Raw genomic sequence first — 18,671 nt, forward strand, 5'->3', positions numbered from 1 at the left:
GGTTAAATGTTTTTGGTTGGGCGACGTAGTGGTCGCTTAAAAGTCAACTAATAGAAGGTGCTGCAGTTCGTCAATTGCTACTAGCAGTTTGAAGAGGATTCTTACGCTGTAATAGGACGTTGTTGTAGGAGGTGCTGGGCGTTGATTAAATGCCACCCAACAAAAAACCCCAACAAACCAAAGCTCATTGGGGTTCTTCTACAACCAATAAAAACTACCGATTAAACCGCTCCACCAACGAATACTGCGAATTGGCCGTATCCGTCAGTTCCGCACTCAGCACCGCCGAGCGATTGGCCTGGTCGGAGGTCTTGTCTGCCAGGTCTGCAATGTTGGCGATGTTCCGGTTGATCTCTTCGGCCACGGAGCTTTGTTCTTCGGTGGCGGTGGCGATCTGGGTGGTCATGTCGGTGATGTGGGCAACGGCTTCGCTGATGCCTGCCAGCGCTTCATCGGCCTGCATGACCTGCGCAACGCCTTCTTCGGCCTGACGGCGGCCGTTGTTCATGGCCTGCACTGCGGTGGTGGCGGTCTGTTGCAGCTTGGCGATCAAGCCGTGGATCTGCCCGGTGGACTCGGTGGTACGCTGCGCCAGCTGGCGGACTTCATCGGCGACGACGGCGAAGCCGCGGCCCATTTCCCCGGCGCGTGCCGCTTCGATGGCGGCGTTGAGGGCCAGCAGGTTGGTCTGGTCGGCGATGCCCTTGATCACGTCAACCACGCCGCCGATCTCATCGCTGTCCTTGGCCAACTGGGTGACGGTCACCCCGGTTTCACCTACGGACGTGGACAGCAACTCGATGGCCGCTCGGGTTTCGCCGGCAATATTGCGGCCGCGACGGGTCAGCTCGTTGGCTTGCTGGGTGGCATCGGCTGCGCGTTGGACATGGCTGGCAACTTCCTGGGTGGTGGCGGCCATTTCGTTGATGGCGGCGGCGACCTGCTCGGTCTCCACTCGCTGGCGCTCCAGGCCGTTGGAGCTGGCGTTGGCCAGGGAGTTGGACTGACGCGCCTGGCTGTTGAGATGCTCGGCGGTATCCTGCAAACGGGTCAGGCAGGTTTTCAGGCGCGCTTCCTGGCTGAGGATCGACATCTCCAGACGAGCCTGCGGGCCGCGGCTGTCGGTGTACATCTGCGCGATCAGCGGGTCGGACGTGGTCTGTTCGGCAAGGCGCAACAGGCGCTTGGTGCCGCGCTGCTGCCAGCTCAGGCCCAGCAGGCCGAGAGGCACCGACAGCACCGCCGCCAGGGCAAAGCCCCAGGACGTGTTGAGCCAGACACCGATCAGGAAACTGAGCTGGCTCACCAGAATGAACGGCAGCCAGTCCTGCAGCACCGGCAGCCACTTGTCGCGGCCTGGCACTGCCGCCTGGCCTTTGTTCAAGCGCGAGTACAAGGCTTCGGCGCGGCGGATCTGTTCGGCCGTCGGCTTGACCCGCACGGACTCGAAACCCACCACCTTGCCGTTGTCCAGCATCGGCGTGACGTAGGCGTTGACCCAGTAATGGTCGCCGTTCTTGCAGCGGTTCTTGACGATGCCCATCCATGGCCGACCGGTTTTCAGGGTGGTCCACATGTGCTCGAACACGGCCGACGGCACGTCCGGGTGGCGCACCAGGTTATGCGCTGCGCCGACCAGTTCATCGTGGGCGTAACCGCTGATTTCCTGGAACGCGTCGTTGCAATAGCTGATCACGCCACGGGTGTCGGTGGTCGAGATCAGGCGCTGTTGAGCAGGAAACGTTCGCTCACGCTGGGTGATGGGCTGGTTGTTGCGCATGGGTAATCGGTCCTTCGAGGCAGGAGGCTTTGGCCGGTTATCGGCCGCCAATGCCAGATGTTGAGCATTGCAGCCGCATTGCCTGGTACCTGGCCTGCGGTCGGCGACGCTTAACGTGCCACCATGGGGTAGGTGAACACTGCAAAATGCAGCAGATTCAGGCCTCCATGGCAGAGCACGGCCGCACCCAGGCCGCCCATCCGGTAGGCAACGCCGTAACCCACGCCTGCCACCGCAGCCAGCAGCATCATTTCCCAACCGGCTGAAAAGTGCGCCAGGCCGAACAGTGCCGCGCTGATGCCTATGGCCAGGGTCGCCGCTGACTTACGATGCCGGAACGCTGCTTCAAGCTGGCCTTGCAGGTAAGCGCGGAAGAACAGCTCTTCAGTCACGCTCACCAGCAGCAGGTTGTTGAGCAGCCACAGCAGCCCTGGCTGCGGCCATTTTGGTGCCCAGTCGATCACGCCGGCGATCAGTGCCGCGCCCAGGCACGCGGCTGATGTAACGGCCAGCAGCACGCCTGCGACGCGCAATGAGCGTCGCCACGGAATGTTCGGCAACAACCACGGACAGGCCAATAGAATCCAGAACCCGATCAAAGGCTTGTCCAGATTCAGGGCCATGGAGAAGGGTGCGGCATCGGCGCTGAAGCGAGCGCTGTCAATGACGTTGGCATTGTCGAAGCCGGGCAGCAGATGACAGGCCAAGGCGAGGCCGGTCAGAATGAACAGCCCGTGGCCCGATCGGCGCAGGTTCGGTTGCCGATGCGGCATTACACCTGCTGCGGCGATCGCCAGCAGGAATACCGCGCCGGCTGCCGGCCAGTCGAGACTGCCGGCGGCCAGCGCCACGCCGTAACCCAGAGTGAGCAGGCCGAGAAAAAACCAGTGCTGAGCTGCCATGCGAATCTCCGGGCCGTCAAGGGCAGGGGATTCTATCCGAGCAGGTCAACACTGGCCCACATGCCGTGGATCAGGCAGCGATCAGTTGGCGCAACACGTAGTGCAGGATGCCGCCGGACTTGAAGTATTCCACCTCGTTGAGGGTATCGATCCGACACAGCACTTCAACCGTTTCCTGCGTTCCGTCTTCGCGGCTGATGTGCAGCGCCAGGGTCATGCCCGGATGCAGTTCGCTGCCGGTCAGCCCGCTGATCGCGAGGGTTTCCCGGCCGGTGAAACCCAGGGTCTTGCGGCTCTGGCCGCTGGTGAACTGCAACGGCAACACGCCCATGCCCACCAGATTGGAGCGGTGAATCCGCTCGAAGCTCTCGGCAATCACCGCTTTCACACCCAGCAGATTGGTGCCTTTGGCTGCCCAGTCGCGGCTCGAACCGGTGCCGTATTCCTGGCCGGCGACGATCACCAGCGGCGTGCCCTCGGTCTGATAGCGCATGGCAGCGTCATAGATCGGCAGTTTCTCGCCGCTGGGCACATGCAGCGTGTTGCCGCCTTCTTCGCCACCGAGCATTTCATTGCGGATGCGGATATTGGCAAAAGTGCCGCGCATCATCACTTCATGGTTGCCGCGACGCGAGCCGTATGAATTGAAGTCCTTGGGTTCCACACCCTTTTCCCGCAGGTAACGACCGGCCGGGCTGTCCGACTTGATATTGCCGGCCGGGGAGATATGGTCGGTGGTCACCGAGTCGCCTAACAGCGCCAGCACCCGTGCCTGATGGATGTCCTCGACCACCGGCAACGGTCCGGCGATATCGTCGAAGAACGGCGGATGCTGGATGTAAGTGGAATCGTCCTGCCAGACGTAGGTGGCGGCCTGGGGAACGGCGATGGATTGCCACTTTTCATCCCCGGCGAACACTTCGGCGTATTCCTTGTGGAACATGCTGGTGTTGACCTTTTCCACCGCCTCGGCGATTTCCTGCTGGCTGGGCCAGATGTCGCGCAGGTACACCGGCTGACCATCCGAACCCTGGCCCAGCGGTTCGCTGCTGATGTCGATGCGGACCGAACCTGCCAGCGCGTAGGCAACTACCAGCGGTGGTGACGCCAGCCAGTTGGTCTTGACCAGCGGATGCACCCGGCCTTCGAAATTGCGGTTGCCCGACAATACCGAAGCCACCGTCAGGTCCGACTTCTGGATGGCTTTTTCGATGGGTTCCAGCAACGGCCCTGAGTTGCCGATGCAGGTGGTGCAGCCGTAGCCCACCAAGTCGAAACCCAGAGCGTCGAGGTACTGCGTCAGGCCCGCTGCCTGATAGTAATCGGTGACGACTTTGGAGCCAGGCGCCAGTGAACTTTTTACCCAAGGCTTGCGGGTCAGGCCTTTTTCCACCGCTTTCTTGGCTACCAGCCCGGCCGCCATCATCACGCTGGGATTGGACGTGTTGGTGCAGGAGGTAATAGCGGCGATGACCACCGCGCCGTCGTTCAGATGATAGGTCTGGCCATTGTATTCATAGGTCGCCTGGCCGCTGACCTGCGCTTCATTACCCACAGCCACACCGCCACCGCCTTCACTCTCCAGGCGGCCTTCTTCGATCCTGGCGGGCTTGACCTGCAGGCCGAGAAAATCCTCGAACGCCTGGGCGACCGCCGGCAGTGCCACACGGTCCTGTGGCCGTTTCGGCCCGGCGAGGCTGGATTCCACCGAACCCATGTCCAGTTCCAGGCTGTCGGTGAAGAGCGGTTCCTGGCCCGGCAGGCGCCACAGGCCTTGCGCCTTGCAATAGGCTTCGACCAGTTTCACCGTTTCATCCGGGCGCCCGGAAAGACGCAGGTATTGCAAAGTGACTTCATCAACCGGGAAGAAGCCGCAGGTCGCGCCGTATTCCGGGGCCATGTTGGCGATGGTAGCGCGGTCCGCCAGCGGCAGCTGCGCCAAACCGTCGCCATAGAACTCCACGAACTTGCCGACCACACCTTTCCTGCGCAGCATCTGGGTCACGGTCAGCACCAGATCGGTGGCAGTGATGCCTTCGCGCAGCTTGCCGGTCAGTTTGAAGCCGATCACTTCGGGAATCAGCATTGACACCGGCTGGCCAAGCATGGCCGCTTCGGCTTCGATCCCGCCTACACCCCAACCCAGAACGCCCAGGCCGTTGATCATGGTGGTGTGCGAGTCGGTGCCCACCAAGGTGTCCGGGAAGGCGTAGGTGCGGCCGTCCTCGTCCTTGGTCCAGACCGTGCGGCCCAGGTATTCCAGGTTCACCTGGTGGCAGATGCCGGTCCCCGGTGGCACCACGCTGAAATTGTCGAAGGCGCTCTGGCCCCAACGCAGGAACGCGTAGCGCTCACCGTTGCGTTGCATCTCGATATCCACGTTCTCGCCAAACGCGGCCTGGTCGCCGAAGCGGTCCACCATCACCGAGTGGTCGATCACCAAGTCTACCGGCGACAGCGGGTTGATGCGTTGCGGGTCGCCACCGGCCTTGGCCACGGCTGCGCGCATCGCTGCCAGATCGACCACCGCCGGTACGCCGGTGAAGTCCTGCATCAACACCCGTGCGGGTCGATACTGGATTTCCCGGTCCGAACGGCGTTCTTTCAGCCAGTCAGCCAGGGCGCGCAGGTCGGCACCGGTGACGGTCTTGTCGTCTTCCCAGCGCAGCAGGTTTTCCAGCAGCACCTTGAGCGACATCGGCAGACGATCCAGTTCACCAAGGCTCTTGGCGGCTTCGGGCAAACTGAAATAGTGATAGGTCGTGTCATCGACCTGCAGGGTTTTCAGGCTTTTCAGGCTATCGAGGGAGGGCATGAACGACTCCTTTGAAGTGGGGTGCATGGTTTCATGCAGCGGGCGCCGGTTGCATCAGGTCGGTGGCGCCGCTTCTGTTCTTCAGGGCACCTCTAAAAACTGCTTGCGTTGCCATCGCTGCGTTAAAACAGGCTCAAGTTGCTCATTTACAACTCGTAAACTGCGCTTCTTCGCCTGTTTTGCCTTGCGTTGGCTGCCTCGCCTACGTTGTTAGAGGCACCCTCTAGCCTAGTGGACTGTAGGCCCGCGCCCGTGGTTCCTGATTTCGGTATCATGCGCGCCTTTCGTGTCTGCGGGGTCAAGCCTGCGTCCCCGTCGTCCAGGAGTCACCATGAATACGCTGTTTATGCATTGCCGGCCCGGTTTTGAAAGCGAGGTCTGCTCAGAGATCTCCGATCTTGCCGCGCGCCTGGACATTGCCGGTTACGCCAAGGCCCGGCCCGACACGGCCTGTGCCGAGTTCATCTGCAGCGAGCCGGACGGCGCCGAGCGCCTGATGAGCGGTCAGCGCTTCGAACGGCTGATCTTTCCCCGCCAGTGGGCGCGCGGGCTGTTCGTCAACCTGCCGGAAACCGATCGCATCAGCGTCATCCTTGGGCAGCTGGCAGGCTTCCCGACCTGCGGCAGCCTGTGGCTTGAGGTGGTGGATACCAATGACGGCAAAGAACTGTCGAATTTCTGCAAGAAGTTCGAAGCGCCACTGCGCAAGGCACTGACTCAGGCCGGCAAGCTGGTGGACGATCCGCACAAGCCGCGTTTGCTGTTGACCTTCAAAAGCGGCCGGGAAGTGTTTCTGGGGCTGGCTGATGCCGGCAACAGCGCGATGTGGCCAATGGGCATTCCGCGCCTGAAGTTTCCCCGAGAAGCGCCGAGCCGTTCGACGCTCAAGCTCGAAGAGGCATGGCACCATTTCATTCCTCGTGGCCAGTGGGATGAGCGCCTGTCGGGCGACATGACCGGCGTCGACCTGGGCGCCGCACCCGGTGGCTGGACGTATCAACTGGTGCGCCGTGGCATGCTGGTGACCGCCATCGATAATGGCCCGATGGCCGAAAGCCTGATGGATACCGGTCTGGTTCAGCATCTGATGGCTGATGGTTTTACCTACAAGCCGCGTCAGCCGGTGGACTGGATGGTCTGCGACATCGTCGAAAAACCGGCCCGTAACGCCGCGCTGCTGGAAACCTGGCTGGGAGAAGGGCTGTGCCGGGAAGCGGTGGTCAACCTCAAGCTGCCGATGAAACAGCGCTACGCCGAAGTGCGCAGGTTGCTGGACCGGATCGAAGAAGGCTTCAAGGCGCGCGGGGTGCGGGTGTCCATCGGTTGCAAGCAGCTGTACCACGACCGCGAGGAAGTGACGTGTCATTTGCGGCGGCTGGACGTGGCAAAACCCGCGCGCAAGGGATAGAAGCCGTGGAAGCGGCGCCAGCCGCCGTGCCTCTCATAAGCACCTTCTTGGCCTGCCCGACTGATTTGGGTAACAATGCCCGCCTGCTTTCTGGAGTGCCCTCATGTCTGAACCCATCGAAATACCACCCGTTGATGCCGTCCTCGATGCCAGCGGGCTCAATTGCCCGGAACCGGTGATGATGCTGCACCAGAAGGTGCGCGACCTGCACGGCGGTGGTTTGCTCAAGGTGATCGCCACCGACCCTTCTACGCAGCGGGACATTCCCAAGTTCTGTGTGTTCCTGGGCCACGAGCTGATCGAGCAACAGGTCGACGATACGACTTACCTCTACTGGATCCGCAAGAAGGCCGACTGAATTCGGCCCGGCGGGCGCGGGACCTCACGAAACTCCACGCAGCATTACCGAGTACCTCCCATGCGAATCGTTGCCGACGAAAATATTCCGCTGCTCGACGCCTTCTTTTCCGGCTTCGGCGAGATCCGCCGCCTGCCGGGCCGCTCCATCGACCGCGAGGCCATCGCCGACGCCGATATCCTGCTGGTGCGCTCGGTGACCCCGGTGACCGCCGCCATGCTCGAAGGCAGCCCGGTGCGCTTTGTCGGCACCTGCACCATCGGCACCGACCATCTGGATCTGGACTACCTGAATCAGGCCGGAATCCGCTGGTCAAGCGCGCCGGGCTGTAACGCCCGTGGCGTGGTGGACTACGTGCTGGGCAGCCTGCTGACCCTGGCCGAGATCGAAGGCGTGGAGTTGCGCGAGCGCACTTACGGCATCGTCGGCGCCGGCCAGGTCGGTGGGCGTCTGCTCGCCGTGCTCAAGGCGTTGGGCTGGAACGTGCTGGTCTGCGATCCGCCGCGCCAGGCAGCCGAGGGTGGAGAGTTCGTCAGCCTTGAGGAGATCATCCGGCGTTGCGATGTGATCAGCCTGCACACGCCGCTGACGCGTACAGGCGAGCAACCGACCCACCATCTGTTCGATGCCGCGCGCCTCGGCCAGCTCAAGCACGGCGCGTGGCTGATCAATGCCAGCCGTGGTGCCGTGGTCGACAACAGCGCCCTGCACGATGTGCTGCTGGACCGTGAAGACCTTCAGGCCGTGCTCGACGTGTGGGAAGGCGAACCGCGGGTCAACGTTCCATTGGCGGACCTGTGCGTGATCGCCACGCCGCACATCGCCGGCTACAGCCTGGACGGCCGCCAGCGCGGCACCGCGCAGATCTATCAGGCGCTGTGCGCATTGCTCGATCAACCGGCTTCGATCCGGCTCGATGACCTGCTGCCCCGGCCGTGGCTGGCGCAGGTCAGCCTCGATGCCGGCACCGACCCGACCTGGGCGCTCAACATGCTCTGTCGGGGCGTGTACGATCCGCGCCGTGACGACGCGGATTTTCGGCGCAGCCTGGTGGGCGATGCCGCGCAACAGCGTCTGGCGTTCGACGCGCTGCGCAAGCATTACCCGCCGCGCCGGGAGATCGAAGGTCTGAAGGTCAAGGTCGAGGGGGACGCCTCATCGTTGCGCGAGCTGGTTCTGGCCTTGGGCGCAGAGCTGATCTGAAAAGAGGCAGGCATAAAAAACCCGACACCAGGGTCGGGTTTCAATCACGGGTGTGACTCAATTCTGGTGTCGTCACTCAGTTTTGTTTTTCCGGGGTGACCCACTGCTTGTCGCACTCCTGGCAGGCAGTCTGCACCATCTCTTCGGTGATCAGGATTTCACGTCCTTCCTGATCCAGTACCGCGCCGCCTACCGGCAGATTGGGCGTGGCCCGAACGATTTCGACGGCATTGCTAGGCTCTTGCAGGCTCATGGTCTCTCTCCTTTCATCAGGTGCACTTTAAAAATTACCCGCGCTCGATGAATGTGCCGTGACATTTTTCAACCGTTCGTACGCAAGTCAGCCAGACAAGACAGCGATGATGGCTCGGTTCGCGCTGCTGTCATACGGCCATAACACATGACCCGACTGCGCTTCGAAAAGTTCATCGCCAGGGCAGAACATCGGCGCGCAGATTCCTGATGAGTACAGGTGTAGGCTTTGCGACTCAAGCATTTTCGGACAGGCAGGTAAGGTTTTGATGAATTCGCTGTTTTCCCGCCGTCAGCGGCAGGCCATTCGTCTGGCCGCAAGCTTCGTTTCTCCTTATCGCTGGCAGGTGGCCGGTGCCCTGCTGGCGCTGGTGGTGACCGCCGGTATTACATTGTCCATCGGGCAAGGCATCAAGATGATGGTCGATCAGGGATTCATGACGCAATCGGCCGCGCTTCTGGAACGATCCATCGGCTTTTTCATGCTGTTGATCCTGGGCCTGGCGGTCGGAACCTTCATGCGCTTTTATCTGGTGTCTTGGATTGGCGAGCGGGTGGTCGCCGATCTGCGCCGGCAAGTCTTCGATCACCTTGTCGAACTGCACCCCGGTTTCTACGAGAGCAACCGCAGCTCCGAGATCCAGTCGCGGTTGACTGCCGACACCACGTTGCTGCAGTCGGTGATCGGCTCGTCGTTGTCGATGTTCCTGCGCAATGCCTTGATGGTCATCGGCGGCATCGTGCTGCTGTTCATCACCAACCCCAAGCTCACCAGCATCGTGGTGGTGGCGTTGCCGCTGATCCTCGCGCCGATCCTGATGTTCGGGCGTCGGGTGCGTACGCTGTCCCGGGAGAGTCAGGATCGCATCGCCGACGTCGGCAGTTATGTGGCCGAGGCACTGGGGCAGATCAAGACGGTCCAGGCCTACAACCACCAACAGCAGGACAAGGCGCGCTTCGCACAGACTGCCGAGCAGGCATTCGACACTGCGCGCAAGCGTATCCTGCAACGCTCCTGGCTGATCACCCTGGTCATCGTGCTGGTGCTGGGCGCTGTGGCAGTCATGCTCTGGGTCGGCGGGATGGACGTGATCAACGGCACCATTTCCAGCGGTGAACTGGCGGCGTTCGTGTTCTACGCGCTGATCGTGGGCATGGCGTTCGGCACCCTGAGCGAGGTGATCGGCGAACTGCAGCGCGCCGCTGGTGCGGCCGAGCGGATCGGCGAATTGCTGGCCGCGCGCAATGAAATCACCGCGCCGTCCGAAGGCTGTCTGAGGCTGCCGCCGCGGGTGACCGGCCATCTGGCGCTGGAAGGGGTCAGCTTCGCCTACGCCTCGCGCCCGGAGCGCAATGCGCTGGATAACCTGACCCTGACCGTCGAGGCCGGTGAGACCGTGGCGCTGGTCGGGCCTTCAGGGGCGGGCAAGTCAACCCTGTTCGATCTGCTGCTGCGCTTCTATGACCCGCAGCAAGGTCGCATCCTGGTGGACCATGTGCCCATCAATCAACTCGACCCACGGGACCTGCGCCGTTGCTTCGCCCAGGTCGCGCAAAGCCCGGCACTGTTCATCGGCAGCGTCGAGGACAATATCCGTTACGGCAACCCCGACGCCACCTTCGAACAGGTCGAGGCGGCCGCGCGCATCGCCCACGCCCATGAGTTCATTCTGGAGATGGCCGACGGGTATCAGACGCGGCTGGGGGAGGGCGGAATCGGACTGTCCGGAGGCCAGCGCCAGCGTCTGGCCATTGCCAGGGCACTGTTGGTGGATGCGCCGATTCTGTTGCTCGATGAAGCGACCAGCGCGCTGGATGCGCAGAGCGAATACCTGATCCAGCAGGCGTTGCCCGATCTGATGAAAGGCCGTACGACCCTGGTGATTGCCCACCGCCTGGCCACCGTGCAGAACGCCGACCGCATCGCGGTGATCGATCAGGGACGGCTCGTCGCGATTGGCACCCACGCACAGCTGATCGCCGGCAATCCGCTGTATGCACGGCTGGCGGCGCTGCAATTCAATGCCGGAAAGGACACGGTCGGCTAGGGCGCGGCTGTTGTCCCGGCGGCCGCGAGGCAGCCGTCGGGACCGCATCGCCGATGCTTAGCGGTATTCGCACAGATAAGCGGTGTCGACACTGACCTTCAGCTGAAACTTGCTGTTGGCCGGTACGTTGAAGCGAGTGCCGGTGGCATAGGTTTCCCACTGCTCGCTGCCGGGCAGCTTGACGATCAGTTCGCCGGAGATCACATGCATGATCTCGCTCTGGGCCGTGCCGAACTCATACTCGCCCGCTGCCATCACGCCGATGGTGGCTTGACCTTCAGTCTGGTTGAACGCGATGGATTTGACGGTTCCGTCGAAGTACTCGTTGACCTTGAACATGGGCGATTCCTTGGTGAGGGGCTGAAAAAGGTCGCTCAGTATGCCCAAGGCGCCCTGCGTCGTCACCCGCATCGCGCCCGATGAACCGGCGTCAGTTGGGGAGAATCAACGGCAGCAGGCGGGCCGTGTTACGTGCATCCACCAGCGCACGATGTTGCTGTCCGCTGAACTGCATGCCGGCCAGTTGCAAGGCGCTGTTCAGGCCCAGGGGCTTTTGCAGCTGGCGGGCCTGGGCAAAGCGCTGCTTGAGGTTGACGTAAGGCATGCTTGCCAGCGCGCTTTCAAGCCCGTGCTGACGCCATTCTTCCTCCAGCTGGCGACGATCGTAATCGCCCCAACTGGCCCAGCCGACCACCCGCGCCCGATGATGGCTCAACCAGCGCTCGAATTGCGGCCAGACGGTGGTCATCGGTGCGGCGGAATCGATGTTGTTCTGGCCTATATGCGTCAGCTCGCGGCAGAACTGAGTCAGCAACGGCCGGCGCACGGGCCGCACGAAACGTTCGAAGTGATCCAGCTCTCGCCCGTCCTGATTGACCAGCGTCGCGCCGATTTCAATGACTTCCATTTCCGCGACCGGCCAACCACCTTCTTCAGTGGTGGCTTCAAGGTCAATCACCAGCCAATGCGGCATTCTCAAGCTTCCTTTGCGCGTTTCGATGGGATCAGCGTAGCCACTTTAGCTGCGCCATGCCTGCCAACCGTTCGGCCGGCCCCGGCAAACGGCGGCTGCAACTGCATTGACCGCCGATTATTGCATGGGTGCCTTGATCGCAAGCTGGTTCAGGGGTGTGCCTGGAAGATGGCAATTTAATGGCTGTTGGGCGTATCGCAGCCTGGACAACCCATGTAGATTGCTGGGCGTGTAACGTTTTAAGCGATGCCGTTTTATGAAAAAGTCCCGTTTCAATGCCCATGGTTCGTTGCGTCTCGCTGCCCTGGGAATGTTGTTGGCCGTGGCGCTGGTCCCAGGCACGCAAACGCTCGCAGCGCAGGTAGTGCGCATAGCGGCAGTGCATTTTCCGCCTTATGTGGTACGCCCGGAAAAAGGCGATAACGGCGGGCTGCTGGTCAAACTGGTGGAGGCCCTCAATGCCACACAGCGTGACTATGAGTTCGTTATGGTCCCGACCTCCGTGCCGCGTCGATACCGCGATTTCGTTCAGGGCAGGATCGATATCGCCATCTTCGAAAACCCCGATTGGGGCTGGGCAGGGATTGCCCATGAAAAAGTCGACATGGGCCTGGAAGATGCCGAAGTATTCGTCACCCGGCGGATCAACGGGCGCGGGCAGGATTACTTCGATGATCTGTCCGACAAGCGCCTGGCCGTGTTCAGCGGCTATCACTATGCGTTTGCCGGCTTCAACACCGACCCCAAGTATCTGGCGGAGCACTTCAGGCTCACCTCGACCTACTCCCACGACAGCAACCTGCTGATGGTGGTGCGCGGACGCGCCGATATTGCGCCCGTCACGCGCTCCTACCTGATCGATTTCATGGCCCGTTACCGCAGCGACGCCCCGCAGCTGCTGGTGTCCGAGCGCGTCGATCAGGTCTATCGGCAATTCGCACTGCTGCGCCCGGGCGCCGCTATCGACGCGGCGCACTTGAGCCGCTTGCTGGGGACGTTACGCACCAACGGGACACTGGCGACCATCTTCGAGCCCCTGCAGATCAAGGTCGTGCCCGTACCTGAGCGCTGACGCGGTGCAAAGCGACCGGTGAAGAACAGGCGGCCCCTTGCGGGTGCCGCCTCATTCCGTTCAGCGATCCTTGGCTTCCTTGGCATCCATCTCGGCATTGCGCTCATGGATGCGTTTGAGTTGCTCGTCGGTCAGGGGCAGTTTTTTTGCGGTATCGCGCAGCATCATCAAGCCGCCGACGATCGAGCCGATTGCTACCAGCAGAATTAACCAGGCATACCAGGGCATAGTGCTCTCCTTGTTGTGATACCGGTTGGAGCAGCGGCGCTGCTCGATGGTTCAAGTCTAGGCCCTGGTGCCCGATCCCGGTTGCACTGTCTTCAGACGCCGGTGAGCATGGCGTCGGCCGGCGCTTGTGCCCGTGAGCGGGCGGTGAGGGTGAAATACACGAACCCGACGGCCATTAACACCAGGAAAATCCCGCAGATCAGCAGGTTGAACCAGACCATCGCCACCAGGCAGATCACTGCGAGAAACAACGCAATGGCCGGCACGATCGGATAGCCCGGCGCGCGGAAGGTGCGTTCCAGGCTAGGTTCAGTCTTGCGCAGCTTGAACAGGCTCAACATGCTCATGATGTACATCACGATGGCGCCGAACACGGCCATGGTGATCATCGCGGCGGTCAGGCTCATGCCGCCCAGGTTGACCAGCCCGTCACTGTAGATCGCAGCAATGCCGATCAGGCCGCCGGCGATGACGGCCCGGTGTGGGGTCTGGAAACGTGAGAGCTTTGCCAGCGAAGCGGGCAGGTAACCGGCGCGGGCCAACGCGAAGAACTGCCGCGAGTAGCCCAGGATAATGCCATGGAAACTGGCCACCAGGCCGAACAGGCCGATCCAGACCAGCATGTGCAGCCAGCCCGAGTTGTCACCGACCACCGCTTTCATGGCTTGCGGCAGCGGGTCGTTGATGTTGGACAGAGTGCGCCAGTCACCCACGCCACCGGCGAACAGCATCACGCCCAGCGCCAGCACCACCAGGGTCAGAATGCCGCTGATGTAAGCCTTGGGAATCGTGCGCTTGGGGTCCTTGGCTTCTTCAGCGGCCATGGCCGCGCCTTCGATGGCAAGGAAGAACCAGATCGCGAACGGGATCGCAGCAAACATCCCGGCGATGGCTTCGGGACCGAAGGTCTGCGAACCGGCCCAGCCATTGAGCGCAAAGTTGCTGAAGCTGAAGGCCGGTGCGACGACGCCCATGAACACCAGCAATTCGCCCACTGCCAGCACACAGACCACCAGCTCGAAAGTGGCCGCCAGTTTCACACCCAGAATGTTCAGGGTCATGAACACTACATAGGCGCCCACTGCCGCCAGCTTGGGGTCCAGGGTGGGAAACTGCACGTTGAGATAGGCGCCGATCGCCAGCGCGATGGCCGGTGGGGCGAAAACGAACTCGATCAGCGTCGCCAGGCCGGCGATCAATCCGCCTTTTTCACCGAATGCCCGTCGGCTATAGGCAAACGGCCCGCCTGCGTGGGGAATCGCCGTAGTCAGTTCGGTAAAGCTGAAAATGAAGCAGGTGTACATCGTCGCCACCATCAGGGCGGTGACCATGAATCCCAAGGTACCGGCCACGCCCCAGCCGTAGCTCCAGCCGAAATATTCGCCGGAGATCACCAGCCCCACTGCAATCCCCCAAAGATGAAGCGTGCCCAATGTCGGCTTGAGTTGCGTGCTCATCGTGTTCTCCCTGAGTCCATGGATGGTGTGAGTCTAGATCGCGTTGAAATATCTTGTTGCATCGGCTTGCAGGCGGCATGCCAGTGCTGTGAGGTCGGTCGTATTGTCGGTAATAGGGTCGTGGACAGAACGCTCGCCCAGGTTCTCGCCCGGAGCTGTTCGGTTTTGGTGCGCAATGTTCGGGCTGCGGGCACAGGCGCGGCGCAAGCAAATAACGATCACCGGGTCCCGTCGGGGCCAAGGTTCGGCTACAATGCGCGCCGATTTCGACTTACCTGAGAACCCGCTCATGTCCGCCTGCCAGACTCCTGTCATCGTCGCCCTGGATTTCCCGACCCGTGACGCCGCCCTCCGTTTGGCCGACCAGCTCGACCCCAAGCTGTGCCGGGTGAAGGTCGGCAAGGAGCTGTTCACCAGTTGCGCCTCGGACATCGTCGAGACCCTGCGCGACAAGGGCTTCGAAGTGTTCCTGGACCTCAAATTCCACGACATCCCCAACACCACCGCGATGGCGGTCAAGGCGGCGGCGGAAATGGGCGTGTGGATGGTCAACGTGCATTGCTCCGGTGGTCTGCGCATGATGGCGGCCTGCCGTGACGTGCTTGACCAGCGCAGCGGTCCGCAGCCCTTGTTGATCGGCGTCACCGTACTGACCAGCATGGAGCGGGACGACCTGGCCGGTATCGGTCTGGACATTGACCCGCAGGAGCAAGTCCTGCGTCTGGCGGCGCTGGCCGAAAAGGCCGGCATGGACGGCCTGGTGTGCTCGGCGCTTGAAGCACGTGCCTTGAAAGCCGCCCATCCTTCGCTGCAACTGGTCACCCCAGGCATTCGCCCGGCCGGTAGCGCCCAGGACGATCAGCGCCGCATCCTGACCCCGCGCCAGGCGCTGGACGCCGGGTCCGACTATCTGGTCATCGGTCGCCCGATCAGCCAGGCCGCCGATCCTGCCAAGGCATTGGCTGCAGTGGTCGCCGATCTGGCGTAGACAGCTCTCTTGTGAACGCTGACTCCCGAGGAGCAGCCCTTGTAGCCATCCTTGGGGAGCGGACTTGTCCGCGAAGCGGATCTTCAGTCAACGCCTGTGCTGCGATTGCACTGGCCTCTTCGCGGACAAGCGGAGCGCCGTCCGGGCCGCGCCTACACCTTCAATATCAACTTCCCGAAATTCTCCCCGGTGAACAGCCGTTGCAGGGTTTCCGGGAATGTCTCCAGGCCCTCCACGATATCCTCCTTGCTCTGGAGCTTGCCTTCGGCGATCCAGCCGGCCATTTCCCGGCCTGCTTCGGCAAAGCGCGAGGCGTGGTCCAGCACCACGAAACCTTCCATGCGGGCGCGATTGACCAGCAGCGACAGGTAATTGGCCGGGCCTTTGACCGGTGTGGTGTTGTTGTACTGGCTGATGGCGCCGCAGATCACCACCCGCGCGTGCAGTGCCAGGCGGCTTAATACCGCGTCGAGGATATCGCCGCCGACGTTGTCGAAATACACATCGACGCCATCCGGGCAGGTGCGCTTCAAGCCTTCCAGCACATTTTCACTTTTGTAGTCGATCACGGCGTCGAAGCCCAGCTCGTCGGTGAGCAGTCGGCACTTACGCTCGCCGCCGGCAATGCCGATCACCCGACAGCCCTTGAGCCTGGCGATCTGCCCGGCCACGCTGCCGACCGCCCCGGCAGCGCCGGAAATCACCACGGTTTCGCCGCTTTTCGGGGCACCGATGTCCAGCAGGGCGAAATAGGCGGTCATGCCGGTCATGCCCAGCGCCGACAGGTACACCGGCAGCGGCGCCAGGTTCGTGTCCACCTTGTAGAAGCCTTTGGGTTCGCCGGCGAAATAATCCTGCACACCCAGCGCCCCTTGAACCTGGTCGCCCACGGCGAACTTGGGATGGTTCGACGCCAGCACCTCGCCAACCCCCAGAGCGCGCATCACCTCGCCCAGTTGCACCGGGGCGATGTAGGACTTGCCTTCGTTCATCCAGCCACGCATGGCCGGGTCGAGGGACAGGTATTGGTTCCTGACCAGAACCTGGCCCTCGGCCAGCTCCGGCACCGGCACCTGCTCGAAGGTGAAATCTTCGCGGGTCACGTGTCCGACCGGACGCCTGGCAAGCAGAAAGCGACGGTTCGATTGATGGGTCATGGCGGGTCCTCTGTACTGGGCGGGAGCATTGATTGAAGCCGTCGGGCAGCACATCGGCAAGTCAGGCATGTCCGGCGAATGCCTGTGCATCGGGTCCGATGATGACTGCTGAAACGTCCGAGGGCGTCTGTGGGCATTGCGGCTTGAGTCACCCTCGTCGGTGCTCTACATTGGCCCATCTCTGAAATTCGGGTTCTCTCATGTCTGCCAACGCTGTGCCCACTCTTCATCCCCAGGTTCTGCGTGCGGGCGATGCCGTGGCGCTGGTCTCGCCTGCCGGTCCCATCGACGCAGGCAAACTCGATGCTGCCGTGGCAGTGCTCAAGGGCTGGGGATTGAAGCCTCGGGTGTCCGCGCATGCATTGGGCAGGGACTCGTTCTTCGCAGGCAGGGACGAAGGCCGCCTCGCCGACCTCAATCAGGCGCTTGCCGATCCGGAAATCCGCGCCGTGCTCTGCAATCGCGGCGGCTATGGCTTGCAGCGGATCGTTCAGGGCGTGGATATCGCGGCAGTGCGGCGCGACCCCAAACTGGTCAGCGGTTTCTCGGACGTGACCGCGCTGCATGGCGCTTTGTGGCGCCATGCCCGGCTGGCCACCGTACATGGCCCGGTTGCCACGCAGTTGGGGCAGGGCGACCTGTTCGCCAGCGGCCTGCGTCAGGTGCTGATGAGCGCCGAGCCGGTGGTGCTCGCGGCCCAGGCCGGCGTGGCAACGCTTGGGGTCCGTACCGCAGGCCGCGCCCACGGCACTCTGCTCGGAGGCAACCTGTGCATGCTGAGCAGCAGCATCGGCACCCCCTTCATGCCGGATCTCACCGGCGCCATCCTGTTGCTCGAAGAAGTGAACGAACCGGCGTATCGGGTCGACCGTATGCTCACCCATCTGCTCAACTGCGGCATTCTCCAGCAGTTGGCCGGCATCGCCCTGGGCGATTTCAGCACGCCGGCCAGCGCCGCCGGCTCGATCACGCCGGCGAACGTACTGTCCGAGCGCCTGGAAGGGTTGGGTATTCCGGTATTGGGCGGGCTTCCGGTCGGGCACGGCCAGCTCAATCAGGCGGTGCCGCTGGGCAGCCAGGCTACGCTCGATGCCGATGAAGGCACGTTGATGGTGGCGGCTGCCGCACGGTTGTGAATCCGGAGGGCGATCGAACGGTCAGACGCCCGGCATCGAGCCGCCCATGCGCTCGCTGATCAACCTGGCCGTGGCATGCAGACGACGAGCTGCCAGCGCCTGGACCTGCTCGGTCAGGACAGATCCCGAGCCGACCACGGTCACCACGCCCATCAGCTTGCTGCCCATGGCGAACAGTGGCGCGGACGCGGCATTGATGCCCGGCATCAGTAAACCCTGAATCTGATGCACGCCAGTTTCGCGAATCTGCTGGACGTGCTGCGCCACGTTGCTGCGCCGAGCATCGTCGAGCAAGGGCAACTCCAGAGCATGCAGGCTCGCCGTTTCCACGGCACCGAGAAAACTTTCGAACACCAGGCCCGTGGAGGAACTGAGCAGTGGCAGCACCGAGCCGATCTGGGTGACCAGCGTCACCGCGCCCAGGGAAGGCTCGACATACACCACCGTCGGCCCTTTATTGCCCCAGACCGCAAGAAAACAGGTCTGGTCAAGCTCGTCGCGCAACTGCGCAAGGAAGGGCGCCGCGACTTTCAGCACATCGAGCTTGCCCAGTGACGCCAGCCCGACCTGCAACGCCTCGCGCCCCAGGCCATAGTGATTGGTCGTGGTGTCCTGTTCCGCAAAGCCGCTGGCGATGAGCGCCTGCAAATAACGGTGCGCCTTGCTGGCCGGCATGCCCAGGTGCTCGGCGAGCCTGGACAGCGAGGTCGATGGCGCCAGTTCTGCCAGCGCCTTGAGCACGCCCAGGCCCACTTCGGCCGCTTGTACCTTCTGCTGGCGTGCGCCGGCGGGGCTTTCGATTTCGTCGGTCATGTGAGGGCCAGTGCGCCTGTCGGGAAAGCCAAGCTTTATAGCTTGACCGGATTTCAAACTCAAATTACGTTATCCGTAACC

At 62.4% G+C, this 18,671-nt stretch carries 17 protein-coding genes; 7 read left to right on the forward strand and 10 right to left on the reverse strand.

What is annotated here, in order from left to right; all coding sequences use genetic code 11:
* Positions 1-214: 214 nt before the first annotated feature.
* The 3 genes from EGJ27_RS17835 to acnA all read right to left on the reverse strand — a co-directional run bounded on the left by EGJ27_RS17835 (position 215) and on the right by acnA (position 5,497).
* The gene (locus tag EGJ27_RS17835; protein ID WP_125832056.1) at positions 215-1,780 is read right to left on the reverse strand and encodes a PAS domain-containing methyl-accepting chemotaxis protein; all 1,566 of its coding nucleotides are present in this window, start codon (positions 1,778-1,780) and stop codon (positions 215-217) included.
* A gap of 110 nt (positions 1,781-1,890) precedes the next feature.
* Positions 1,891-2,682 carry a CPBP family intramembrane glutamic endopeptidase gene (locus tag EGJ27_RS17840; RefSeq protein WP_125832057.1) on the reverse strand — a complete coding sequence of 264 codons (792 nt, stop codon included), beginning with the start codon at positions 2,680-2,682 and terminating at the stop codon, positions 1,891-1,893.
* Between the two features lie 70 nt (positions 2,683-2,752).
* Positions 2,753-5,497, reverse strand: a complete 2,745-nt coding sequence (gene acnA / locus EGJ27_RS17845) for an aconitate hydratase AcnA (RefSeq protein ID WP_125832058.1) — start codon at positions 5,495-5,497, stop codon at positions 2,753-2,755.
* Between the two features lie 331 nt (positions 5,498-5,828).
* On the opposite strand from acnA, the gene rlmM reads away from it, so the two are divergent.
* The 3 genes from rlmM to pdxB all read left to right on the forward strand — a co-directional run bounded on the left by rlmM (position 5,829) and on the right by pdxB (position 8,466).
* The gene (rlmM, locus tag EGJ27_RS17850) at positions 5,829-6,905 is read left to right on the forward strand and encodes a 23S rRNA (cytidine(2498)-2'-O)-methyltransferase RlmM (protein WP_125832059.1); all 1,077 of its coding nucleotides are present in this window, start codon (positions 5,829-5,831) and stop codon (positions 6,903-6,905) included.
* A 103-nt stretch (positions 6,906-7,008) separates the two neighbouring features.
* Positions 7,009-7,263: a sulfurtransferase TusA gene (gene tusA / locus EGJ27_RS17855; protein ID WP_125832060.1), complete on the forward strand. Its 255-nt coding sequence runs from the start codon at positions 7,009-7,011 to the stop codon at positions 7,261-7,263.
* A gap of 60 nt (positions 7,264-7,323) precedes the next feature.
* Positions 7,324-8,466: a 4-phosphoerythronate dehydrogenase PdxB gene (gene pdxB / locus EGJ27_RS17860; protein WP_125832061.1), complete on the forward strand. Its 1,143-nt coding sequence runs from the start codon at positions 7,324-7,326 to the stop codon at positions 8,464-8,466.
* A gap of 76 nt (positions 8,467-8,542) precedes the next feature.
* Here the strand turns inward: pdxB and EGJ27_RS24915 are convergent, their stop codons facing one another.
* Positions 8,543-8,719: a PA1571 family protein gene (locus tag EGJ27_RS24915; RefSeq protein WP_177523053.1), complete on the reverse strand. Its 177-nt coding sequence runs from the start codon at positions 8,717-8,719 to the stop codon at positions 8,543-8,545.
* A 268-nt stretch (positions 8,720-8,987) separates the two neighbouring features.
* Here EGJ27_RS24915 and EGJ27_RS17865 point away from each other — a divergent pair, with 268 nt between their 5' ends.
* The gene (locus EGJ27_RS17865; protein WP_125832062.1) at positions 8,988-10,766 is read left to right on the forward strand and encodes an ABC transporter transmembrane domain-containing protein; all 1,779 of its coding nucleotides are present in this window, start codon (positions 8,988-8,990) and stop codon (positions 10,764-10,766) included.
* A gap of 57 nt (positions 10,767-10,823) precedes the next feature.
* Here the strand turns inward: EGJ27_RS17865 and EGJ27_RS17870 are convergent, their stop codons facing one another.
* Both EGJ27_RS17870 and EGJ27_RS17875 read right to left on the reverse strand, forming a co-directional pair.
* On the reverse strand, positions 10,824-11,105 hold the full coding sequence (locus EGJ27_RS17870; RefSeq protein ID WP_125832063.1) for a pyrimidine/purine nucleoside phosphorylase: 282 nt from the start codon (positions 11,103-11,105) through the stop codon (positions 10,824-10,826).
* A 91-nt stretch (positions 11,106-11,196) separates the two neighbouring features.
* The gene (locus tag EGJ27_RS17875) at positions 11,197-11,739 is read right to left on the reverse strand and encodes an exonuclease domain-containing protein (RefSeq protein ID WP_125832064.1); all 543 of its coding nucleotides are present in this window, start codon (positions 11,737-11,739) and stop codon (positions 11,197-11,199) included.
* A 256-nt stretch (positions 11,740-11,995) separates the two neighbouring features.
* Between EGJ27_RS17875 and EGJ27_RS17880 the strand changes: the two genes are divergently transcribed.
* Positions 11,996-12,811 (forward strand): ABC transporter substrate-binding protein, encoded by an 816-nt coding sequence (locus tag EGJ27_RS17880; RefSeq protein ID WP_125832065.1) that lies wholly within the window; start codon positions 11,996-11,998, stop codon positions 12,809-12,811.
* 60 nt (positions 12,812-12,871) lie between these two features.
* Here EGJ27_RS17880 and EGJ27_RS17885 read toward each other — a convergent pair whose 3' ends face one another.
* On the reverse strand, positions 12,872-13,039 hold the full coding sequence (locus tag EGJ27_RS17885) for a DUF2897 family protein (protein ID WP_125832066.1): 168 nt from the start codon (positions 13,037-13,039) through the stop codon (positions 12,872-12,874).
* A 92-nt stretch (positions 13,040-13,131) separates the two neighbouring features.
* Positions 13,132-14,496 (reverse strand): ethanolamine permease, encoded by a 1,365-nt coding sequence (eat, locus tag EGJ27_RS17890; RefSeq protein ID WP_125832067.1) that lies wholly within the window; start codon positions 14,494-14,496, stop codon positions 13,132-13,134.
* Positions 14,497-14,785: 289 nt separating this feature from the next.
* On the opposite strand from eat, the gene pyrF reads away from it, so the two are divergent.
* Complete coding sequence (gene pyrF, locus EGJ27_RS17895) at positions 14,786-15,484, forward strand: orotidine-5'-phosphate decarboxylase (protein ID WP_177523056.1); 699 nt, start codon at positions 14,786-14,788, stop codon at positions 15,482-15,484.
* Between the two features lie 152 nt (positions 15,485-15,636).
* On the opposite strand, the gene EGJ27_RS17900 is transcribed toward pyrF, so the two are convergent.
* Positions 15,637-16,641, reverse strand: coding sequence for an NADP-dependent oxidoreductase (locus EGJ27_RS17900; RefSeq protein WP_125832069.1), 1,005 nt, complete (start codon positions 16,639-16,641; stop codon positions 15,637-15,639).
* A gap of 200 nt (positions 16,642-16,841) precedes the next feature.
* Here EGJ27_RS17900 and EGJ27_RS17905 point away from each other — a divergent pair, with 200 nt between their 5' ends.
* A complete protein-coding gene (locus EGJ27_RS17905; protein WP_125832070.1) occupies positions 16,842-17,777 on the forward strand; it encodes an LD-carboxypeptidase in 936 nt (311 codons plus the stop codon).
* Positions 17,778-17,798: 21 nt separating this feature from the next.
* Here EGJ27_RS17905 and EGJ27_RS17910 read toward each other — a convergent pair whose 3' ends face one another.
* Positions 17,799-18,590: an IclR family transcriptional regulator gene (locus EGJ27_RS17910; RefSeq protein ID WP_125832071.1), complete on the reverse strand. Its 792-nt coding sequence runs from the start codon at positions 18,588-18,590 to the stop codon at positions 17,799-17,801.
* Between the last annotated feature and the right edge of the window lie 81 nt (positions 18,591-18,671).

The sequence above is a fragment of the Pseudomonas sp. v388 genome, assembly GCF_003935425.1.
In the GTDB taxonomy this organism is placed as follows: domain Bacteria; phylum Pseudomonadota; class Gammaproteobacteria; order Pseudomonadales; family Pseudomonadaceae; genus Aquipseudomonas.

Bases quoted from the DNA above. Each gene is read 5' to 3' on its own strand.
- eat (WP_125832067.1), bottom strand. From the start codon at position 14,496: ATGAGCACGCAACTCAAGCCGACATTGGGCACGCTTCATCTTTGGGGG.
- EGJ27_RS17840 (WP_125832057.1), bottom strand. From the start codon at position 2,682: ATGGCAGCTCAGCACTGGTTTTTTCTCGGCCTGCTCACTCTGGGTTAC.
- EGJ27_RS17870 (WP_125832063.1), bottom strand. From the start codon at position 11,105: ATGTTCAAGGTCAACGAGTACTTCGACGGAACCGTCAAATCCATCGCG.
- pdxB (WP_125832061.1), top strand. From the start codon at position 7,324: ATGCGAATCGTTGCCGACGAAAATATTCCGCTGCTCGACGCCTTCTTT.
- EGJ27_RS24915 (WP_177523053.1), bottom strand. From the start codon at position 8,719: ATGAGCCTGCAAGAGCCTAGCAATGCCGTCGAAATCGTTCGGGCCACG.
- EGJ27_RS17865 (WP_125832062.1), top strand. From the start codon at position 8,988: ATGAATTCGCTGTTTTCCCGCCGTCAGCGGCAGGCCATTCGTCTGGCC.
- EGJ27_RS17885 (WP_125832066.1), bottom strand. From the start codon at position 13,039: ATGCCCTGGTATGCCTGGTTAATTCTGCTGGTAGCAATCGGCTCGATC.
- EGJ27_RS17835 (WP_125832056.1), bottom strand. From the start codon at position 1,780: ATGCGCAACAACCAGCCCATCACCCAGCGTGAGCGAACGTTTCCTGCT.
- acnA (WP_125832058.1), bottom strand. From the start codon at position 5,497: ATGCCCTCCCTCGATAGCCTGAAAAGCCTGAAAACCCTGCAGGTCGAT.
- pyrF (WP_177523056.1), top strand. From the start codon at position 14,786: ATGTCCGCCTGCCAGACTCCTGTCATCGTCGCCCTGGATTTCCCGACC.
- EGJ27_RS17900 (WP_125832069.1), bottom strand. From the start codon at position 16,641: ATGACCCATCAATCGAACCGTCGCTTTCTGCTTGCCAGGCGTCCGGTC.
- EGJ27_RS17880 (WP_125832065.1), top strand. From the start codon at position 11,996: ATGAAAAAGTCCCGTTTCAATGCCCATGGTTCGTTGCGTCTCGCTGCC.
- rlmM (WP_125832059.1), top strand. From the start codon at position 5,829: ATGAATACGCTGTTTATGCATTGCCGGCCCGGTTTTGAAAGCGAGGTC.
- tusA (WP_125832060.1), top strand. From the start codon at position 7,009: ATGTCTGAACCCATCGAAATACCACCCGTTGATGCCGTCCTCGATGCC.
- EGJ27_RS17905 (WP_125832070.1), top strand. From the start codon at position 16,842: ATGTCTGCCAACGCTGTGCCCACTCTTCATCCCCAGGTTCTGCGTGCG.
- EGJ27_RS17875 (WP_125832064.1), bottom strand. From the start codon at position 11,739: ATGCCGCATTGGCTGGTGATTGACCTTGAAGCCACCACTGAAGAAGGT.
- EGJ27_RS17910 (WP_125832071.1), bottom strand. From the start codon at position 18,590: ATGACCGACGAAATCGAAAGCCCCGCCGGCGCACGCCAGCAGAAGGTA.